Annotated in this window: 19 protein-coding genes; 12 read left to right on the forward strand and 7 right to left on the reverse strand. The window is 72.3% G+C overall.

From position 1 onward, the window contains the following. Positions 1–29: 29 nt before the first annotated feature. The 3 genes from BLT36_RS04820 to BLT36_RS04830 all read left to right on the forward strand — a co-directional run bounded on the left by BLT36_RS04820 (position 30) and on the right by BLT36_RS04830 (position 3,017). Positions 30–863: a DUF1206 domain-containing protein gene (locus tag BLT36_RS04820; RefSeq protein WP_175529489.1), complete on the forward strand. Its 834-nt coding sequence runs from the start codon at positions 30–32 to the stop codon at positions 861–863. A gap of 101 nt (positions 864–964) precedes the next feature. Then, positions 965–1,840 carry an SMP-30/gluconolactonase/LRE family protein gene (locus BLT36_RS04825; protein ID WP_092092404.1) on the forward strand — a complete coding sequence of 292 codons (876 nt, stop codon included), beginning with the start codon at positions 965–967 and terminating at the stop codon, positions 1,838–1,840. Positions 1,841–1,937: 97 nt separating this feature from the next. Further along, complete coding sequence (locus tag BLT36_RS04830; protein WP_092092406.1) at positions 1,938–3,017, forward strand: alpha/beta fold hydrolase; 1,080 nt, start codon at positions 1,938–1,940, stop codon at positions 3,015–3,017. Positions 3,018–3,129: 112 nt separating this feature from the next. Here the strand turns inward: BLT36_RS04830 and BLT36_RS04835 are convergent, their stop codons facing one another. From BLT36_RS04835 to BLT36_RS04855, 5 genes are all read right to left on the reverse strand, one after another. Then, on the reverse strand, positions 3,130–4,323 hold the full coding sequence (locus tag BLT36_RS04835) for an NAD(P)/FAD-dependent oxidoreductase (RefSeq protein ID WP_092092408.1): 1,194 nt from the start codon (positions 4,321–4,323) through the stop codon (positions 3,130–3,132). Positions 4,324–4,380: 57 nt separating this feature from the next. Then, on the reverse strand, positions 4,381–5,181 hold the full coding sequence (locus BLT36_RS04840) for an SDR family NAD(P)-dependent oxidoreductase (protein WP_092092410.1): 801 nt from the start codon (positions 5,179–5,181) through the stop codon (positions 4,381–4,383). Between the two features lie 10 nt (positions 5,182–5,191). After that, positions 5,192–5,698, reverse strand: coding sequence for a Dps family protein (locus BLT36_RS04845; RefSeq protein ID WP_092092412.1), 507 nt, complete (start codon positions 5,696–5,698; stop codon positions 5,192–5,194). Between the two features lie 107 nt (positions 5,699–5,805). Next, positions 5,806–6,318, reverse strand: coding sequence for a MarR family winged helix-turn-helix transcriptional regulator (locus BLT36_RS04850; protein WP_092092414.1), 513 nt, complete (start codon positions 6,316–6,318; stop codon positions 5,806–5,808). Positions 6,319–6,524: 206 nt separating this feature from the next. Continuing rightward, positions 6,525–7,085, reverse strand: a complete 561-nt coding sequence (locus BLT36_RS04855; RefSeq protein WP_092092416.1) for an NADPH-dependent FMN reductase — start codon at positions 7,083–7,085, stop codon at positions 6,525–6,527. Positions 7,086–7,184: 99 nt separating this feature from the next. On the opposite strand from BLT36_RS04855, the gene BLT36_RS04860 reads away from it, so the two are divergent. The 7 genes from BLT36_RS04860 to BLT36_RS18610 all read left to right on the forward strand — a co-directional run bounded on the left by BLT36_RS04860 (position 7,185) and on the right by BLT36_RS18610 (position 14,905). Continuing rightward, the gene (locus BLT36_RS04860) at positions 7,185–8,822 is read left to right on the forward strand and encodes a glycoside hydrolase family 13 protein (protein ID WP_092092418.1); all 1,638 of its coding nucleotides are present in this window, start codon (positions 7,185–7,187) and stop codon (positions 8,820–8,822) included. Positions 8,823–8,971: 149 nt separating this feature from the next. Then, on the forward strand, positions 8,972–10,930 hold the full coding sequence (locus BLT36_RS04865; protein ID WP_139166365.1) for a DUF11 domain-containing protein: 1,959 nt from the start codon (positions 8,972–8,974) through the stop codon (positions 10,928–10,930). A 185-nt stretch (positions 10,931–11,115) separates the two neighbouring features. Next, positions 11,116–11,757, forward strand: coding sequence for a DUF308 domain-containing protein (locus BLT36_RS04870; protein ID WP_092092423.1), 642 nt, complete (start codon positions 11,116–11,118; stop codon positions 11,755–11,757). Continuing rightward, positions 11,754–12,017 (forward strand): hypothetical protein, encoded by a 264-nt coding sequence (locus BLT36_RS04875; protein WP_092092425.1) that lies wholly within the window; start codon positions 11,754–11,756, stop codon positions 12,015–12,017. Before BLT36_RS04870 ends, BLT36_RS04875 begins: the two co-directional genes overlap by 4 nt. A 94-nt stretch (positions 12,018–12,111) precedes the next feature. Then, entirely contained in the window at positions 12,112–13,485 is a 1,374-nt protein-coding gene (locus BLT36_RS04880; RefSeq protein WP_302847105.1) for a DHA2 family efflux MFS transporter permease subunit, read from the forward strand. 108 nt (positions 13,486–13,593) lie between these two features. Next, complete coding sequence (locus BLT36_RS04885) at positions 13,594–14,133, forward strand: RNA polymerase sigma factor (protein ID WP_083403343.1); 540 nt, start codon at positions 13,594–13,596, stop codon at positions 14,131–14,133. A gap of 40 nt (positions 14,134–14,173) precedes the next feature. Further along, positions 14,174–14,905, forward strand: a complete 732-nt coding sequence (locus BLT36_RS18610) for a hypothetical protein (protein ID WP_175529490.1) — start codon at positions 14,174–14,176, stop codon at positions 14,903–14,905. A gap of 92 nt (positions 14,906–14,997) precedes the next feature. On the opposite strand, the gene BLT36_RS04895 is transcribed toward BLT36_RS18610, so the two are convergent. Beyond that, positions 14,998–15,876, reverse strand: a complete 879-nt coding sequence (locus BLT36_RS04895) for a LysR family transcriptional regulator (protein WP_175529491.1) — start codon at positions 15,874–15,876, stop codon at positions 14,998–15,000. Positions 15,877–15,957: 81 nt separating this feature from the next. On the opposite strand from BLT36_RS04895, the gene BLT36_RS04900 reads away from it, so the two are divergent. Further along, the gene (locus BLT36_RS04900; RefSeq protein ID WP_092092433.1) at positions 15,958–17,268 is read left to right on the forward strand and encodes an MFS transporter; all 1,311 of its coding nucleotides are present in this window, start codon (positions 15,958–15,960) and stop codon (positions 17,266–17,268) included. A gap of 63 nt (positions 17,269–17,331) precedes the next feature. Further along, the gene (locus tag BLT36_RS04905) at positions 17,332–17,943 is read left to right on the forward strand and encodes a hypothetical protein (RefSeq protein ID WP_092092435.1); all 612 of its coding nucleotides are present in this window, start codon (positions 17,332–17,334) and stop codon (positions 17,941–17,943) included. A gap of 240 nt (positions 17,944–18,183) precedes the next feature. On the opposite strand, the gene BLT36_RS04910 is transcribed toward BLT36_RS04905, so the two are convergent. Continuing rightward, positions 18,184–19,104, reverse strand: coding sequence for a cation diffusion facilitator family transporter (locus BLT36_RS04910; RefSeq protein WP_092092437.1), 921 nt, complete (start codon positions 19,102–19,104; stop codon positions 18,184–18,186). Positions 19,105–19,128 lie beyond the last annotated feature (24 nt).

Below are 19,128 nucleotides of genomic sequence, written 5' to 3' on the forward strand. Positions count from 1 at the left end.
GGCGCCAGCCGTCGGGCACGCTCGATGGCGTGAGTGAGCAGGCGGAACAGGCGGCCCGGAAGACGGGACGCGAAGCGAAGCGGGTGGCGGACAGCCGGTGGTTCGAGGTGACGGCGCGCGCCGGGTTCGTCGGGAGCGGCATCGTGCACCTGCTGATCGGGTACCTGGCGATCCTGCTCGGGGCCGGCAGCGGTTCGTCCGGCGGTGAGACCGACCAGTCCGGCGCCCTGCAGCAGATCGCAGCGGTGCCGGGCGGGGTCGTCCTGCTCTGGCTCGTCGCCGTCGCCACCGCTGCGCTCACGATCCGCCTGGTGGTCGAGGCCGTCGTGGGTGGGCGGACCGACAGCGCCCGCGCCTGGGGCAACCGCCTGAAGAACATCGGCAAGGCCGTGGTCTACGGGATCATCGCGTACTCCGCGGCGTCGTACGCGGTCGGTGCCGGCAAGAGCTCCAGCGGGTCGAGCCGGAGTGCGGCGGCGAAGGCCCTGGCCACGCCGGGCGGGGTGTTCCTGCTGCTCCTCGTCGCCGCCGTCGCGATCGCGATCGGCATCGGCCTCGTCGTGATCGGGTGCCGGCGGACCTTCTGGAAGCAGCTCGTCCGTCCGCGGCAGCCGCTCGAGCGGGTCGTCACCGTGCTCGGCGTGGTCGGGTACGTCCTGAAGGGCCTCGCGGTCGTGATCGTCGGCGTCCTCATCGCCGTCGCCGGGTTCCGGAGCGACCCGGACCAGGCGACCGGGCTGGACGGGGCGTTCGATGCGCTCCGGAGCATGCCCGGTGGGGTGTTCGTCCTGGTGGCGATCGGCATCGGGTTCCTGGCGTTCGGCGTCTACAGCTTCTTCCGCGCCCGGTACGCCCGCCTCTGATCCGGGACCGGGACCGGGACCGGGGCCGGGACAGGGACCGCGGGGCCGCTGCATCCCGCGGGCTGTGGGGGCGCGGACCTCGCCCGCGGTAGGAACGGGACATGACCGAGCGCGCCACCACCGGACCAGCCACCGTCTTCTCCGACGCCGGAGCCGTCCTCGTCGAGAGCATCGTCTGGGATCCCGCCGCCGAGCACCTGCTGTGGACCGACATCACCCTGGGGACGCTCACCACGTCGAACGCGGCCGGGCACGTCGAGTCGAGCGTCCCGCTGCCTCCACCGCTCGCGAGCTTCCAGCCCCGTGCGGGCGGCGGCTGGGTCGCGGCCCTCGGCGACTCCGTCGTGGTCACCGATGCCCGCGGCACGATCGAGCGGGAGATCGCCCGGGTGGCGCACACCACCGAGGGGAACCGGTTCAACGAGGGGAAGTGCGACCCGTTCGGCCGGTTCCTCGTCGGCAGCATGAACGTCACCACGGGGGAGCCCGACGCGGCGCTCTACTCGGTGGAACCGGACGGCGCGATCCGGGTCCTCCGCGGCGGCTTCGGCGTGACGAACGGCATCGAGTGGTCTGAGGACGGCAGTGTGATGTACGTCACGGACACGAGCACGTCGACGATCTACCGGGGGTCCTACGGCCCGGACGGTGAACTCGGCGAACTCGAACCGTTCATCGTCGGCGCCGCGCACGACGGCCTCGTCCGCGACGACGAGGGCTGCTCCTGGAGCGCGATCTACGGCGGCGGCCGGGTCGAGCGGTACGGTCCGGACGGGTCGCACCTCGAGACGGTGGAGCTGCCCGCGCCGAACGTCACGTCGGTGGCGTTCGGTGGGCCGGACATGTCGACGCTCTTCGTCGGGACGGCGCGCGAGAACGCCTCCGAGGAGGACCTCGAGCAGCACCCGCACGCTGGCGCGGTGTTCGCGGTGCCGACGAGGGTGCACGGCTTCCCCGCGAACACGTTCGCCGGCTGACCAGCCGGGTCGGCTGAGTCGGCTGACAGCCCTCCGGGCAGGTCCCCGGCTGCGGCGGCGGGTATCCTGGGCGACCGCCCGACCCGAGGAGACCGAAGTGAACGACGAGCACCCGGCAGCCACCCCGGACCCGGCGAGCGCCCTCGCCCGGGCAGGGGACGCGGACGTCACCGTCGAGGTCGACCGGGTCCGCGTGGACGGCACCTACGTCCGCGTCAGCTCGATCGGCGAGCCCGGTGAGCGGGCCTTCGTCCTGGTCGCGGGCCTCGGCATCGCCGCCACGTACTACGAGCGGCTCGCCCCGCACCTCAACGAGAACGGCCCGGTCCACGCGCTCGACCTCCCGGGGTTCGCCGGGGTCCCGCGCTTCCGGGGAGCGGTGTCGATCGAGCGGTACGCCGACGCGGTCGAACACGTCCTCGACGAACTCGGGCTCGTCGACCCGGTGCTGGTCGGGCACTCGATGGGCACCCAGGTCGTGACCGAGGTCGCGGCACGTCGCCCGGAGCTGTCGGACCTCGTCCTGATCAGCCCGGTCGTCGACTCGAAGGCCCGCACGGTCCGGCAGTCGGCGTTCCGGTTCCTGCGGTCGACCCTGCACGAGCCGGCGGCGGTCCGTTGGCACGGCATCACCGCCTACGCGCTGTGCGGGTGGCACTGGTTCTCGAAGGTGCTGCCCCGGATGATCGCGTTCCCGATCGAGGAGCGTGCCGCGCACGTGCAGGCGCGCACGCTCATCGTCCGTGGGGAGCACGACGCGATGGTGCCGCGGGACTGGGTGCGTCGCCTGGCGCGGGTGTTCCCGTACGCGGTCCTCCGCGAGGTCGTCGACGGTGCCCACTCGGTCATGCACGCGCAGGCTGACGCCGTCGCCCAGCTCGCGGTGGCGCACGTCGACCGGCAGCTGCCGGACCGCGGTGTGTCGTCGCTGCAGCGGGTGCGCGACGACTCGACCGCCTCGGACCTGGCGCGCCTGAGTCCGCGGGACGCGTGGCTGCTCGTGAAGTCACGGGTCGTCGAGCTGGTCGGCATGGCACGGAACGACGACGAGACACTCGAGGCGGCCAAGTCCGCGCACGCGGTCGCGATGGCGGACGGCGACGACCTGCCGGTCGACCCGGCGGATCGCCGTGCGGTCGTCGACGCGGTCGCCCCGGAGACCCGAGACGCGAACTGACCACGCACCGCACCACGCGTGCACCGGTCGCAACGGCCTGGAGGCCCGTGGCCGGTTCCGAGAACCGGCCACGGGCCTCCAGGCCGTCACGTCCAGGACGCGGGCCGACTGATCAGGGCGTGATGCGGCCCGGCAGCATGTCGGGCGTGAGCGCGTGCGCGTCGGCGAGGACCTTGCGGGCCTCGTCCGTCTTGTCCCACACGTTCCAGAGCAGCACGCCGCGCACCAGTTCGTCGTCGTCGAGGTAGTAGACGACGCCGGTGACCGTCGGTTCCTGCCAGTCCTCGAGCGTGCGGAGGTTCGTCGTGACCTGGCCCACTGCCTCGTACCCCATGTCGAAGACGTCGGAGTAGAACATCGGCGTGTGGTCGTACGTCTCGTCGGCGTCCGCGAGGTTCCGGCCGGCCTGGCGACCTTGCTGCTGTGCGTTGTCGACGTGCTCGACCCGGCGCGTGCCGAGGATCCGGTCCGGGTACTCGGCGACGTCACCGGCGGCGAAGATCGAGTCGTCGTCGGTGAGGAGCGTCGAGGTGACCACGATGCCGTCGCGGACGGTGAGTCCGGCGTCGGCGGCGAGCTGCGTGGCGGGTTCGATGCCGAGCCCGGCGACGACCGCGTCGGCCTGCACGGTGGAGCCGTCGTCGAGCGTCAGCGTGACGCCGTCCGCCGTCTCCGTGCCGGCCTCAACGCGTCGCCCGGTGCGGAGCTCGACGCCGTGGTCGGTGAACCGCCGCTGGAACGCATGCGCGAGGTCCTCCGGGAACATCCGTCCACCGACGACCTCGTCCGGGTCGACCAGCGTGACGCGTGCGCCGTTCTGGACGATGCCCGCGGCGATCTCGGTTCCGATGTAGCTGCCACCGACGACCGCGACGTGCGCTCCGGCGTCGGCGAGTTCCCGCAGGCGGCGGTAGTCCGTCGCACTGCGGTAGTCGAGGACGCGGTCCGACGGGGCGAGCCCCGGGAGTTCGCGGGGTTTGCCGCCGGTAGCCAGCAGCAGCCGCTCGTACCCGTGGGTCGCCCCGTCGGTCGTCGTGACCGTCTTCGCTGCCCGGTCGATCGCCGTCACCGAGGTGCCCAGGAGGAACGTCGCGCCGGTCTCCTCGGTGTGCAGGTCGACCTTCTCGTCCCAGCTGAAGTCCGGGTCGGTCCACAGCTTCTTCGAGAGCGCCGGCCGCGCGTAGGGGCGGTCGACGTCCTCGCTGATGATGCCGATCGATCCGTCCGGGTCGAGTTCGCGGACACCGCGGGCGGCCGCGTCGGCGACCATCCCGCCGCCGACGACGAGGTAGCGGAAGTCGGTCATGGTGCCTCCTGGGGGTGGTGTGCGGTGACGGTGTGCGGGCGAGGTGTGCGGGTGAGGTCAGATCGTCGCGACCGAGCCGGAGTCGACCCGGTAGTTCGCGCCGTTGACGAAGCTGGCGAGCTCGGAGCACAGGAAGGCGACGACGTTCGCGACCTCTTCGGGTTCACCGCGGCGGCCGAGCTCCATGTACGGGCGCTCCTCCTCGAGGAAGCTGTCGATCGCCTCCTGGAAGCTCGTCCCGTTCTGCTCGGCGCGTTTCGTCATCATCGCGTCGGTCATCGGCGTGTGGATGAACGCCGGGCTGACCGTGTTCACGAGCAGCCCCTCCGACGCGTACGAGCGCGAGAGGCCCTTGGCGAACGAGAGCACCCCGGCCTTGGCGGCGCAGTAGGGGAGTTCGTCGTCGTACGGCTGCGAGGCGTCCTCGGAGACCAGGTAGACGATGCGACCCCAGCCGCCCTGCCGCAGGTCCCCGATGAACTCACGGGTGATGCGGACCGGGCCCATCAGGTCGACGTCGATCGTCTCCAGCCAACCGGCCTCGTCGATCTCGTGGAACATGCCCTGGGCGCCGGTGACGCCGGAGGACTGCACGAGGATGTCGATCTCGCCGACCGCATCGCGGACCTCCTCGTGGAGCGCCGCCAGGCTCTCGGCGCTCCGGACGTCCGCCGCGAACGCGCGCAGCCTGCCGTTCGGCGCCTCGAGCTGGTCGGCACTGTTGTCGAGCCGCGCCTGGTCGATGTCGGACACGACGACCGTCGCCCCCTCGGCGAGGAGGATGCGGGCGGTGTTCCAGCCGATGCCGGAGTCGCCGCCGAAGACGAGCGCGGTCTTGCCCTGGATCCCGAGGTCCACGCAGTCCGCCCTACGCGTGCGCCGAAGCGTCCGCGACGGCCGGGGTGGTGGCCGACGCGAGCGGCGTGCTCGGGGCACGGTTCTCGGCGGAGACCATCCAGGCGAGCTGCTCGAGGCGCTCGATGAAACCGTGGAGCAGGTCCGCCGTCGTCGGGTCCTCTTCGTCGACCTCGTCGTGGACGTCGCGCATGGTGCCGGTCGCCTGGTAGAGGCGGAGCGTCACGAGGTCGATGGCGTCGTGCGTGGTGACCTCGCCGTCCGGGAACTGGTCGAGGTGGCTCTGCGCGGCGACCGTGCTCGAGCGGCCGTCCGGCACGGCGTACAGCGCACGCATCCGCTCGGCGGTGTCGTCGGCGAACTCACGTGCGGCGTCGACGATCTCGTCGAGCTGGAGGTGGAGGTCCCGGAAGTTGGTCCCGAGGATGTTCCAGTGCGCCTGCTTGCCCTGGAGGTGCAGGTCGATGAGGTCCACGAGGACCGACTGGAGGTTCTTGGCGAGCTTGTCCGATGCGTGCATGATCGGTTCCTTCCGCGTTGGTGACCGTTGACAAATCCGGTCTACGCGGTGTTGCAGGACGTCCGCTCAGAGGAGCGTCCCCCGGGGTGCTCGGTCTGCTGCCGGTGTCAGTTCGCGGCGGCGGGATCGACCTGGTCGACGGCGGTGCGCATGCGCTCGAGGAAGACGGCCACGACCCGGGCGTCGTCGGGCGACAGGCCCTCGGCGATGGACATCATGCGGCGGTGCATCACACCGAGCGTGGCGCGGACCTCGTCGTCGGTCTCGGTCGTCGGCGTGATCACGAGTGCGCGGCGGTCCGTGGGGTGCGGGTCACGGCGGACGTGGTTCGACTTCACGAGCCGGTCGATGAGGATCGTGGTCGATGCGGACGAGATCTTGAGGTAGGCCGCGAGGTCCTTCGGGCTCACCGTGCGACCGGAGCGCTGGGACTGCAGCAGGAACCGGACGGCGAGCAGGTCGGTCTCGCCCATGCCCATCGAGTCGCGGGTGCGGCGGCGCATCGCCGTCTCGGCAGCGCGGTAGCGGCGGAGGGCGTTCAGCACGCTGACCCCCCGCTGGGTCGCGTCGTCATCGGGGAACCAGTACCCGGACGCTTCCGCGATCTCCTGCGTGGACATGCTCGACAGGGTAGCCCGACTCGCCGCTCGGGCGTCGAGCGAACTCCCGGGATGCGGGAAGCCGCCGTGGTCGGGGCTGGAGACGGACCGGAGGCGCGGCGCCGACCGGCACCGCGCCTCCAGGCTCCGACCGTCGCGTCGGCGACCCGCCGTTCCGCGGCGACCTGCCGTTCCGCGGCGACCTGCCGTTCCGCGGCGACCTGCCGTTACGCGGCGACCTGCTCCTCGGCCGCGGCCTCGGCGAGCGCCGTCAGCGCACCCTGCACCAGCTGGGTGACCTCGGCGTCCTCGCGCGGGTGCGTCTCGGCGAAGCGGACGATCGACTGCGGGATCGCGACCTTGACGTCCTCGAGGACCTTCGCTCCGGCGATGCCGGCGGCCTTGCGGGCGTCGTCGTGCGCCCAGACGCCGCCGTACTGACCGAAGGCGGACCCGATGACGGCGAGCGGCTTGCCCGAGATGGGGGAGGCGCCGAACGGACGTGACGCCCAGTCGAGCGCGTTCTTCAGCACGGCCGGGATGGTGCCGTTGTACTCGGGCGTGATGAGCAGCACGGCGTCGGCGGCGTCGATGGCCGCGCGGAACGCGACGGCCGATGCCGGCGGGGTGTCGCCGTCGATGTCCTCGTTGTAGAACGGCAGGTCGACGATGCCGTCGAACGTCGTGAGCTCGATGCCCTCCGGGGCGTGGTGCGCGGCTGCCTCGGCGAGCTTGCGGTTGATGGACTCGGCGCGGAGGCTGCCGACGAGGGCGAGGACGTTGGTCATGGTGATCCTTCGTTCTGGTGCGGAAAGGTGTCAGCGACAACCAATGCGATCGGCAAGGACGGTATTCCCGACCCGGCGCGCCGTCGGTAGGTTGACGACGTGAGCACGCCACGGACGCCCGCCAGCACGCCCCGCACGACCGACCCGGACTGGTGGCGGCACGCCGTCGTCTACCAGGTGTACCCGCGGAGCTTCGCGGACACGAACGGCGACGGCCTCGGCGACGTCACGGGCATCACGAGCCGCGTGCCCTACCTGGCGTCGCTCGGCGTCGACGCGATCTGGCTGTCCCCGTTCTTCCCGTCCCCGCTGGCCGACGGCGGCTACGACGTCGCGGACTACCGCGACGTCGACCCGAAGCTGGGCACGCTCGACGACTTCGACGCCCTGGTACGGGCGGCGCACGAGCACGACATCCGGGTGATCGTCGACATCGTGCCGAACCACACCTCGGACGAGCACGCGTGGTTCCGCGCCGCGCTCGCCGCAGCACCCGGTTCTCCGGAACGCGCCCGCTACGTGTTCCGTGACGGCACGGGGGAGTCCGGCGAGCTCCCGCCGAGCGACTGGGTGTCGAACTTCGGCGGCAGCGCCTGGACCCGGGTGCCGGACGGTCAGTGGTACCTGCACCTCTTCGCGCCCGAGCAGCCGGACCTCGACTGGGAGAACCCCGAGGTCCGTGCCGACTTCGAGGAGACCCTGCGCTTCTGGTCGGACCGCGGCGTGGACGGCTTCCGCGTCGACGTCGCGCACGGCCTGGCGAAGGACCTGACGACGCCGTACCGCCCCTCGGACGAGAAGGCGCTGCCGCTCGACGGCTCCGACCCCCTGTACGACCGCGACGAGGTGCACGAGATCTTCAGCACCTGGCGCCGGGTGCTGGACGAGTACGACCCGCCCCGTGCCGCCGTCGCCGAGGCCTGGGCGCCCGCACCCCGACGCGTCCTCTACGCCCGACCGACCGAGCTCGGACAGGCCTTCAACTTCGACCTGCTCGAGGCGCCGTTCGACCCGGAGTCGTTCCGCACGCTCATCGCGCAGAACCTCGCCATGTCGGCGCGGTCCGGGGCGTCGAGCACCTGGGTGCTGTCCAACCACGACGTCGTCCGGCACGCGACCCGCTACGGGCTGCCCGAGGGGACCGACACCGACGCGTGGCTCATGACCGACGGGACGACGCCGGTGCTCGACCGCGAGCGGGGGCTCCGCCGTGCCCGTGCCGCGACACTGCTGATGCTGGCGCTCCCCGGGTCGTCGTACGTCTACCAGGGCGAGGAGCTCGGGCTGCACGAGGCCGCCGCGATCCCCCGCGATGCACTGCAGGACCCGAAGTGGATCCGGACCGGGCACACCGTGAAGGGACGGGACGGCTGCCGCGTGCCGATCCCCTGGACGGAGTCCGGGCCGTCGTTCGGCTTCGGTTCCGTGGCGCCGCACCTGCCCCAGCCCGCGGACTTCGGGACTTCCTCGGTCGAGGCGGAAGAGCGCGACCCCGCGTCGACCCTGACCCTCTACCGCGAGGCCATCGCTGCACGCCACCGCCTGCAGCGGGGCGAGGAACTCACCTGGATCCCGGCCGACGACCAGGTCGTGGCCTTCGCCCGGCACGACGGTTGGCGGTCCGTCACGAACTTCGGCACCGAGCCGGTGCCGCTGCCCGACGGGACGGTCGTGGCGGCGTCCGGTCCGGTGGACGACGGGGTGCTCCCGGGGGAGACGACGGTGTGGCTGGCCTGAGCGCACGGCTGCGGCCGGTCAACGCGCTGGTGCGGCCGGCCAGCGCGCTGGTGCGGCTTCTTCCTCCACAGCCTGGAGGCACGTGCATGCGATCCACAGATCGGCCCACGCCCGCCTGACCGGGGCGTCCCGATCGCGACGATCGGGGCATGAGAGATCCCAACACCCCGGCGGGTGGCCGCCCGGCCGCCCGCCCACGCCTGATCCGTCGCGCGGCGGTGGCCGCGAGCGTCGTCACCGCGCTCGGCGTCCTCGCCGCACCCGCACTCGTCCCGTCCGCCTCCACCGCCGGCGCGCTCGACTTCCCCTACGTCAACCAGTTCTCCTCCGCCGAGGGCGGCTCCCTGTCCGGGGACGCCGCGATCGTCGACGGGCGACTCCGGCTCACCGACCAGCGCGTCGACCAGGCCGGGGCGTGGTCGACCGACGACACGTTCCCGTCCGACGTCGGGCTCGAGGTCGAGTTCACCTACGCGATGTACAACACCATCGACGACATCGGGGCGGACGGGCTGCTGCTCTTCCTCGCAGACGGCTCCGCACCGCAGGGAGTCGGGGCGTTCGGGGCCGCGCTCGGGTACTCGTGCCGGGTCGAGGCGACCCAGGGCCACGGCGCACCGTGCGACCTCCCCGGGCTCCCCGGTGGCGTCGCGGCCGTCGCACTCGACCGCTACGGCAACTTCTCGCTGCCCCTCAACGAGTCCGGGCCGGGCAACCGCACCGACTCCGTCGTGATCCGCGGCTCCGGCGACGGACTCGCCGGGTACCGCTACGTCGACGGCGTCCGGGCGCCCGGCGGCACCATGACCGAGGGACGGACGCCCCGCACGGTGCGGGTCACCCTGCTGCCCGGCGACGAGGGCGAACTGTCGATGACGGTCCGGCTCGAGACCGACGGCGTGATGCGGACCGTGTTCGACGGGGTGCCCCTGCACGCCGACGGCCAGACCCCGTTGCCGCCGACCCTGCGACTGGGGTTCGCGGGCTCCACCGGCAAGACGGTGAACGTGCACGAGGTCGACGCGCTCCGCGTGTGGAAGCCCGCGGACCTGTCGGTGGAGCAGGACCTCGCCGCGACCGTGCAGGCCGGCGCGGGCGCCGAGTACACGGTGACGGCGCGGAACGTCGGGCCGAACGCGTCGGACCCGAGCACCCTCGCGGTTGACGTCCCCGACGAGCTGCACGACGTCACCTGGACCTGTACTGCCGAGGACGGCACAGCGTGCGAGACCCCGTCCGGCACCGGGGACGTCGCCGCGCAGGTCGCGCTCCCGAGAGGGGCAGCGGCTACCGTCGCGATCGCCGGGACGGTCGCCGTCGACGCCGCCGGACCACTCGAGAGCGTCGCCACGATCACCCCCGAGCCCGCGCTCGGCGACTCGAACGAGACCGACAACACCTCACGGGCCAGTGCGGCGGTCGACGCAGCGGCCGACCCCGGGGCACACGTCGAGACGGACAAGTCGGTGTCCCCGTCGACGGAGGTCGAACCGGGCGACGAGGTCGAGTACACCGTCACCGCGCGGAACCGCGGTCCCGGGGTCGCACAGGACGTCGGGGCGGTGGACGACCTGCCCGCGGCCGTGCGCTTCGTGGGATCCGACGACGGGTGCACCGCCGACGGGCAACTCGTGACGTGCTCGTCGGGGACGGCGCTCGCCGCGGGGGAGTCGACGTCGTTCCGGATCCGGGCGGTGCTCGACCCCGACTACCGGGGGGACGGCTCCGACGTGGTGAACGTGGCGACGGCGACCTCGCCCACCGACCCGGACGGCGGAGATCCGTCGCCGGGCGTGGACATCGGCGTCGTGGTGCCCGGTGACGGAGGACCCGGCGACGGCGGGCCCGGTGACGGGGGACCCGGCGACGGCGGGCCCGACGACGGGCACGGGGACGGTGCTGGCGACGACGGGGGCGTCGGCGTGGTCGACACCGGCGGTGCCGCGACCGACCGGAGTCCCGGTCGGGCCGGCAGGCTCGCCTACACCGGCGCCGAGGACCTCGGGCTCCTCGTCGCGATCAGTGGCGTGGCGGTCGCCGCGGGCGGGACGTGCTGGTGGCTCGCTCGACGACGGGCTCGCCGGAGCGGTGCGATGACGGACGACTGAGGGCGCCGGGCCGACCACACGGTGGGGCGGGCGGCCAGCCCGTCCCACCGCCCGGTCCCCGCACGTCGGCGGCGTCCAGACCGGCGTGTTCGAGCATCCTCAGCGGCCCGGACCGCCATCCGGTCGGGTGCTCGGCGGTCCGGCGGTAGGATCGAACCACGATCCGCATGCCCGAAAGAGGTCTCGTGTCCGACTCCGTGGACGACTCCGGCCAGCGCGCGCGGTACTGGCCGATCCCCGTCCTCCGGGCGATCCCAGCCGCGGTCGTCGCGCTCGTCATCACCTTCTCGTCCAACCACGCGGCGGGCTACGGTCTGCTGCTGTTCGGCGGCTTCGCGGCCGTCGACGGACTCGTCCTCCTGCTGGCGGGTGCCACGCGCCTGCCGGCCGACGAACGGTCGCGTCGGACCACCCTCGTGCAGGCGGTCGTCACCCTCCTCGCAGCCGGCACGGCCTTCGCCACCAACGGCCTCGGGCTGCCCGCCTACATCGCGGTCATCGCCGCGTGGGCCGTCCTCACCGGGGCGCTCGAGCTGACGCAGGGCCTCCGCGCCCGCCGTCGATCGCCGTTCGCCCGTGACTGGTCCACCATCGGCGGCCTCACCCTGCTGCTCGCCGTCGCCTTCCTGGTGACACCCCCGGACTACTCGCAGCAGCTCGGTGGCGTCGAACGCGTCACCGGCACCCTGGACGCCTCGATCGTCCTCGTCGGCCTGCTCGGCGCGTACCTCGCCATCACGGCGGTCTTCCACGTGATCGCCGGCCTCTCGCACAAGTGGGGAACGGCCGCTCCGGCCGCCGCCCCGGACGGAGCACCACACGCATGACCACCCCCAGCCGTCGCGACCGCCTGCGTCCGGTCGAGCTCCTCGGGATCTCCGCGATCGTCGCGGTCTTCACCGGGCTCGTCGTGCTCTTCGCGACGCGTGAACTCCAACTCGCACTGATCTTCCTCGGCGTCGCCTTCATCGTCGTCGTGGTGGTCCTCGCGATGCTGCAGCTGGCGTCGACCAGCGACCAGGACGACAACGACATGCTCGGCGGGCACAAGACCCCGGGCGAAGGAGACGGCGACGACTTCCACTGACCCGGGCGTCGCCCGCACACTACCCGCGCGTCGGCCGTTCCAGGGCGATCCGGACCTCCCGGGGAGGTACCGCCACCGGTACCTGATCCTCGCGGTGTGCTGCATGAGCCTGTTCATCGTGTCCCTCGACGCGACCGTGGTGAACGTGGCCCTCCCGTCGATCGGCCGCGAACTCCACAGCACCATCTCCGGCCTCCAGTGGACGATCGATGCCTACACGCTCGTCCTCGCGAGCCTGCTCCTGCTCTCCGGGTCCACCGCCGACCGGATCGGCCGCCGCCGGACGTTCCAGATCGGCCTCGCGCTCTTCACCATCGGTTCGCTGCTCTGCTCGATGGCGCCGACCGTCGGTTGGCTCGTGGTCTTCCGCATGGTGCAGGCGGTCGGCGGGTCGATGATGAACCCGGTCGCGATGTCGATCATCACCGCGACGTTCGACGACGCGAAGGAACGCGCCCGTGCCGTGGGCATCTGGGGCGCGGTCGTCGGGGTGTCGATGGGACTCGGCCCGCTCGTGGGCGGTGCCCTCACCGACACCGTCGGCTGGCGCGCGATCTTCTGGATCAACGTGCCGATCGGGATCGCCGCGATCGTCCTGACCTTCCTGTTCGTCCCGGAGTCGAAGTCGCCGAAGCCCCGTCGGCTCGACCCGGTCGGGCAGGTGCTCGTGATCCTGCTCCTGGCGACCCTCGTCGGCGGCCTCATCGAGGGCCCCCGGCTCGGGTGGACGTCCCCGGCGGCACTCGGGCTCTTCGTGGTCGCCGCCGCGTCGCTCGTCCTCCTCGTCGCCGTCGAACGCCGTCGGGCGGAGCCGCTGATCGACGTCCGGTTCTTCCGGAGCATCCCGTTCTCATCAGCCGTCGTCACCGCGATCGCCGCGTTCGGAGCAAACGGCGCGTTCCTCTTCCTCAACGCCCTCTACCTCCAAGAGGTCCGGGGCATGTCCCCGTTCGAGGCCGGCCTCTGGACCCTGCCGGCGGCCGTCGCGACGATGGTGGTGTCGCCGGTGTCCGGGCGGCTCGTCGGGTCGGTCGGTACCCGCATCCCGCTCGTCCTCGCCGGGATCGGCGTCGGTGGGGCCGGGGTGATCCTCACCACGATCGACGCGCACACCCCGATGTGGGTGCTCGTCGTCGCCTTCGTGCTGTTCGGCTTCGGGTTCGGCATGGTGAACGCCCCGATCACGAACACGGCCGTCTCGGGCATGCCCCGCGCGCAGTCCGGGTCCGCTGCAGCCGTCGCGTCCACGAGCCGGCAGACCGGGGTGTCGCTCGGGGTCGCACTCGCCGGCACCGTGACCGGCGCGAGTGCGGTCGCGACCGTCGGCGCCGGGTTCGCCGTGGCCACGCACGCGATGTGGTGGATCGTCGTCGGCATCGGCGCGGGAATCCTCGTCGTCGGGTTCGTGTCGACCTCGGCCGCGGCGAATCGCTCGGTCGCCGGCATCGCACACCTGCTCGACGCGTAGGCGCGCCGTCCGTCTCCACGACACGCCCGAGCATCACGTTTTCGGCACGGTCCTGTCAGGATCGCGCGTCCGTCCGACACCTCTGTGTGAAGGGGGTGGGATGTGGACGTGACGACCGGCACCGACACGGACGAGGCGATCGTCCGTGCGATGGCACGGGGCGACAAGAGCGCGCTCGCCCGGGCGTTCGACCGGTACGCCGCGACCCTCACCCGCTACGCCTGGGCACTCGTCGACGACCGTCAGGACGTCGAGGAGATCGTGCAGGACGCCTTCCTGACGCTCTGGCAGCGTGCCGAGACCCTCGAGCTCCCGGCGGACACGATGCTCCCGTGGCTGCTCGTCGTCTGCCGGAACCACGCGTTCAACACCGGCCGGAAGCAGGCCCGCCGCCGCGCCGACGAACTCCCCGAGCAGCTCGCCGCACCCGAGGACCACGCCGAGGCCCGTGAGCGCCTCCGGTGGGTCCGCGACGAGATCGCCGCGCTCCCCGAGACCGACCGACGCATCTGCGAACTCTGCCTCCTCGAGGGGCACTCCTACGCCGAGGCCGCCGAGATGCTGGGCCTCAGCGTCGGTGCGGTCACCCAGCGGGTCTCCCGCTCCCGACGCCGACTCAAGAAGGTGGTGATGCACGATGAACACTGAACCCCCTCAGGGAGACGACCTGCAGCGCATGCTCGTCTCGATGAAGCAGAACGTCCTCGAACGTGCCACCCCGCGTCCGAAGCGGCGTCGGTTCCGCCCGGGCATCGCGCTCGGGGTCGTCGGGTTGCTGGCCATCGGCACCGCGACCGGTGCCGTCGCGCTGTCGTTGTCGCAGCAGGACCAACCGACGGCCGCCCCGGTGCAGACCCAGCAGCCCGAGCCGGCCCCGAGCGCGACGACGCCGACGTCCGCGCCGATCACCCAGCGCCCGACGCCGCGTCCGACGCCGACGCTGACGCCGACGCCGGAACCGGCCTCGACCGTGCTCATCCCCGGTGACTGCTACCAGCTGGTGCCGGACGCCGACTACGACCGGTTCTTCGGCGCCGCTGCCCACACCTCGACGGTCTTCGGCTCGGGGACCGCCCGCGAACCCGACGGCAACGACCGCATCCGGGGACACCTCAGCGACCCGCGCGAGTCGTTGTACTGCACCTGGCAGAACTACGGCGTCGAGGCCAACATCACGATCCGGGTCAGCCACACGGCGGACATCGGGCCGGACACCCCCGAGCAGTACGCGGAGCAAAGCGGAAGCTGCGCGGACCGCTTCGGTGGTCGCATGTGCCAGTTCACGACCTCGGCGGAGCGCGTCCTGCCACTCACCGTGACGACGCTCCAGCGCGACGGTGTCACGATCCAGATCGACCAGACCGACTTCCCGACGGACGGGCTCCTGCCCGCGATCGTCGGGGAGATCTGGGGGGACTGACGGCCTGGAGGCGCGTGGCGGGGACGACCCGCGCCTCCAGTCCGTCGGTGGGGAACCATCCGACGTGCGCCGCCCGAGCGACGCGAGCCGTCTCAGGCGACGCGCGCTGCCACGATGTCGCGCGCCAGCGTGCGCACCGCACGGTTCGGCTCCGGACTCGTCCGCATCGCGAGCCCGATGCGCAGCGGTTCGACCTCGTCCTCGAGTTCGAGCACCGCACCGTCGTGCCGCACGCCGGAGTCGGGGACGACACCGACACCGAGGCCGGCGGACGCGAACCGGATCACCGCCGGCATGTCGTTCATCTCCGCGACGATCCGCCGCCGGATCCCGAGCCGCTCGAGTGCCGCGTCGAGGATGATCCGGTTGCCGAACCCGTGCGCGGTGTCGATGAACGGTTCGTCGGCGAGCTCCGCGAGGGACACCGACGTCCGTCCTGCGAGCGGGTGGTCCGGCGCGGTGAACGCCCGGAACGGCATCTCCCGGAGCGGTTCGACGACCACTCCCGCCGGGATGCCGGGCAGCCCGGTGTACGCGAGGTCGAGTCGCCCGGCGACGAGGTCCTGCACGAGCCCGGTCGTCCCCGAGGGTGAGGTCATCAGCTCCACGGCGACGAGGGGGTGGCGCTGCCGGAAGCGCCGCAGGACCCCGGTGAGGTCGACGATGTCCATGCTCGTGAAGATGCCGAGGCGGACCCGCCCGCGGAGGTCGGCGTCCGACGCCGTGGCGAGGTCCCGCATCCGGTCGAGCGACTCGAGGACGGCTCGGGCGTGCGGGAGCAGTTCCTCGCCGGCGGTGGTGAGGACGAGGTGCCGACCGGTCCGGTCGAAGAGCCGCACGCCGAAGGTCCGCTCGAGCGAGGCGACGCCGGCGGACACCGTGGACTGCGCTGCCCAGAGCCGTTCGGCCGCACGGGTGACGCTGCCCTCCGCCGCGACGGTGACGAACTGTTCGAGCAGCCGGGTCTCCATCCAGCGAGTATCGATCAGATCGATGGTCCACATCAAGAGCGTCCGTTGGACTCGATGAACCGGCGGCGGGATCATCGGAGCATGTCAACCGCCACCGACACCCCGACCGGCGCACTCCCCGCCACCGCCTCCGGCACCGTTTCGCCGGTGTCCGCGTCCGCCTCCGCGGGCGACCGCGTCGTCGCTCCCCGAGGCCGCCGCTCGCACACCCGGCGCCGTCACGGGTTCGGCTTCTGGGCCGTGGCCTTCGCGTTCCTGTCGGTGATGGCCTTCGCGACCGTCCCCGCTCCGCTCTACGTGATCTACCAGGCGCGCGACGGGTTCCCGACATTCACGACGACCGTGGTGTTCGCGGCGTACGGGGTCGGCGTCGTCGGCGCACTCTTCCTCGCCGGGCACCTCAGCGACGTGCACGGCCGGCGGCCGCTCATCCTCGTGTCGATCGCGCTCGAACTCGTCGCCGCGGTGCTCTTCCTGCTCTGGAACGACGTCTCCGGCCTCATCGTCGCGCGGCTCGTGACCGGCCTCGGCGTCGGACTCCTGACGGCGACCGCGACGGCGCACCTCGGTGAGCTGCGGGTCCGTGCGACCGGTTCGCAGCGCTCGGCGGCCGGTGCCGGAGTCGCAGCCGGCGCGGTGAACCTCGGCGGTCTGTCGCTCGGCGCCCTCGTCGGCGGAGCCCTGGCCGAGTTCGTCGGGCAGCCGCTGATGGTGCCGTACGTGGTGTTCCTCGTGGCGCTGGCGGTCGCGTTCGTCCTGGTCCTCGCCGTCCCGGAGACCGTCGACCGCCCGGAGACGCCCGTCGCCTACCGCCCGCAGCGGCTGCAGGCGCCCGAGGGCAAGTCCGGCGCGTTCTGGGCCGCCGGGACCGCGGCGTTCGCGGCGCTCGCCGTGCAGGGGCTCTTCACGTCGGTCGCGCCGACGTTCCTCGGGACGACCTTCCACGTGACCGACCGGCTCGCCGCCGGAGCCACGACGTTCGGCGTGTTCGCCGCGAGTGCGCTGTCGCAGATCGTGTTCGCACGGCTGGCGCAGCGCACGCAGATCCGGCTCGGCATGGTGCTGCTCGTCGGCGGGCTCGTCATCCTGGCGGTCGCCGCGGTGGTGCTGCAGGTCGCCGGGTTCATCGGCGGCGGCGTGATCGCCGGCGCCGGCGTGGGGCTGCTCTTCAAGGCGTCGATCTCCAGCGCCGGAGCCCTCGTCGGCCCGGAGCGTCGCGGCGGGGTCCTCGCCGCCACGTTCCTCATCGCCTATGCCGGGCTCACCGTCCCCGTCGTGGCCGTGGGTGCCGCGCTGCTCGTGCTGCCGACGCTCCCGGTCCTGCTCGCCTACGTCGTGTTCGTCGCGGTTCTGGCCGTCGTCGCCGGTCGGCGTCTGGCCGCGAAGGCGTAGGGCGCTTCGGCTCGCGCCCCGCCCGGGCCCGGAGGCGTGGCACCCGTCCGGCATACTGGGCGCGTGACCCAGAAGCGCAGCCGTTCGGTCGTGACGGGGGTCGCGGCCGTCGTGGCCGCCGGCCTCGTCGCCGGGGCGTTCGCACTGACCGTCCAGCGCGGGGCCGACGACCCGGTCCTCGGCGGTGCCGCGGCGACGGTGACCCCGAGCGCGACCGCCGGGGACGGCACCGCGGCCGACGGTACGGTCACGATCACCCTGACCGGCCCGGACCTCCCCGGCAGCACCGTCCTCGACCGCTGCGCCTCGGACACCCGGCAGACCGTCGCCCGGTACGACACCGCTGCGCTTGGCTCGGTCGTCATGCAGTGCGGCAACTCGAGCCAGGGCTACGAGCACATCCGCGTCCGCCACACGCAGGACTGGGACGACGTCGTGACGGGGCACGGCTCCCGCGACTGGGACGACGCGATGCTCACCGCCGTGCAGACCACACTCGAGACACCGCGCACGGGGTACCCGCAGGACGCCGGCGACGGCAAGGTCTGCTACGTCGCCCCCGTGCAGTTCGACGACGGATCCCGCCCCGATGCGGAGCCGTTCGTCAAGGTGATCGTCTCCGCCACCACCGAGCGGGTCATCACGGCGTACCCGACGCGCGACGACGGCTGCTGACCGCACCCCGCCGGGTCGATTGACGGGTCGATGTCGGTTCGATCGAGGTCGGAAGGTCGACCCCGAACGACGATGCCGATGTCGTGCGACTGCGACGATGTCGTCCCGTGCACGCGCCGGTTCGCCGCGGTTGCAACGAACGACGATGCCGATGTCGTACGACCGCGACGATGTCGTTCCGCATCGACGCCGCGCCGAGGCCGCGCCGACGCCCGCGCCGCCGCATCCGAGCGCACCGCCCTAGGCGTGCACCTCGTGCTCGTGCCGCCGGTGCGCGGCCGGCTCGAGCTGGAACGTCGAGTGCTCCACGGGGACGTCGAAGTGCTCCGCCACGCACTGCTGCAGCGCGTCGAGGATCCGGGGCGCGTGTGCGGTCGAGAAGCACTCGTCGTCCACCACCACGTGCGCGGTGAGGTTCGGCACGCCGGTCGCCACGAGCGTCGCGTGCAGGTCGTGCACGGCGATGACGTGGTCGAGCTCGAGGATGTGCCCGCGCACCGCGTCGAGGTCGAGCCCCGGCGGCGTCGACTCGAGCAGCACGTTCGCGGTCTCGCGCAGCAGTCGGATCGCCCGCGGCAGGATGAGCAGCCCGATCAGGATGGCGGCGACCGAGTCGGCCCGTTCCCAGCCGGTGACCATCAGCACGATCGCGGCCGCGATGACGGCGACGGACCCGAGGGTGTCGTTCAGGACCTCGAGCCGCGCGGCCCGCGAGGTGAAGCCCTCACCCGATGCCCGCAGCAGCACCCCGTACGCGACGAGGTTGCCGACGAGCCCGATGATCCCGAACACGAGCAGCGGTCCGGAGTGGATCTCGGCGGGGACGACCAGCCGCTGCACCGCCGAGATGATGACGTAGACGCCGACCGCGAGCAGGATCGCCGCCTGCGCCGTGGCCCCGAGCACCTCGGCCCGCTGGAAGCCCCAGGTGCGCTGCGCGGTCGGGCTGCGGCGGGCGAGTCGGGTGGCGACGAGCCCGATGCCGAGGCCACCGGTGTCGACGACCATGTGCCCGGCGTCGACGAGCAGTGCCAGGGAGCCGGTGACCACGGCGCCGACGACCTCGGCGAGCAGGATGCCCGCGGAGATGCAGAACGCGATGAGCAGCGCACGCTCGGACGCGTGTCCGTGCGTGTGCGCTGCTCCGTGGTCGTGGCCCATGCCCCCATCGTAGGTTTCCGCACC

This window comes from Curtobacterium sp. UNCCL20 (assembly GCF_900101675.1).
GTDB lineage: Bacteria > Actinomycetota > Actinomycetes > Actinomycetales > Microbacteriaceae > Curtobacterium.

Coding starts and splice junctions, on each gene's coding strand:
- BLT36_RS18610 (WP_175529490.1), top strand. CDS start 14,174: ATGAAGCAGAACGTCCTCGAACGTGCCACCCCGCGTCCGAAGCGGCGT.
- BLT36_RS04910 (WP_092092437.1), bottom strand. CDS start 19,104: ATGGGCCACGACCACGGAGCAGCGCACACGCACGGACACGCGTCCGAG.
- BLT36_RS04895 (WP_175529491.1), bottom strand. CDS start 15,876: ATGGAGACCCGGCTGCTCGAACAGTTCGTCACCGTCGCGGCGGAGGGC.
- BLT36_RS04900 (WP_092092433.1), top strand. CDS start 15,958: ATGTCAACCGCCACCGACACCCCGACCGGCGCACTCCCCGCCACCGCC.
- BLT36_RS04855 (WP_092092416.1), bottom strand. CDS start 7,085: ATGACCAACGTCCTCGCCCTCGTCGGCAGCCTCCGCGCCGAGTCCATC.
- BLT36_RS04845 (WP_092092412.1), bottom strand. CDS start 5,698: ATGCACGCATCGGACAAGCTCGCCAAGAACCTCCAGTCGGTCCTCGTG.
- BLT36_RS04825 (WP_092092404.1), top strand. CDS start 965: ATGACCGAGCGCGCCACCACCGGACCAGCCACCGTCTTCTCCGACGCC.
- BLT36_RS04850 (WP_092092414.1), bottom strand. CDS start 6,318: ATGTCCACGCAGGAGATCGCGGAAGCGTCCGGGTACTGGTTCCCCGAT.
- BLT36_RS04835 (WP_092092408.1), bottom strand. CDS start 4,323: ATGACCGACTTCCGCTACCTCGTCGTCGGCGGCGGGATGGTCGCCGAC.
- BLT36_RS04865 (WP_139166365.1), top strand. CDS start 8,972: ATGAGAGATCCCAACACCCCGGCGGGTGGCCGCCCGGCCGCCCGCCCA.
- BLT36_RS04875 (WP_092092425.1), top strand. CDS start 11,754: ATGACCACCCCCAGCCGTCGCGACCGCCTGCGTCCGGTCGAGCTCCTC.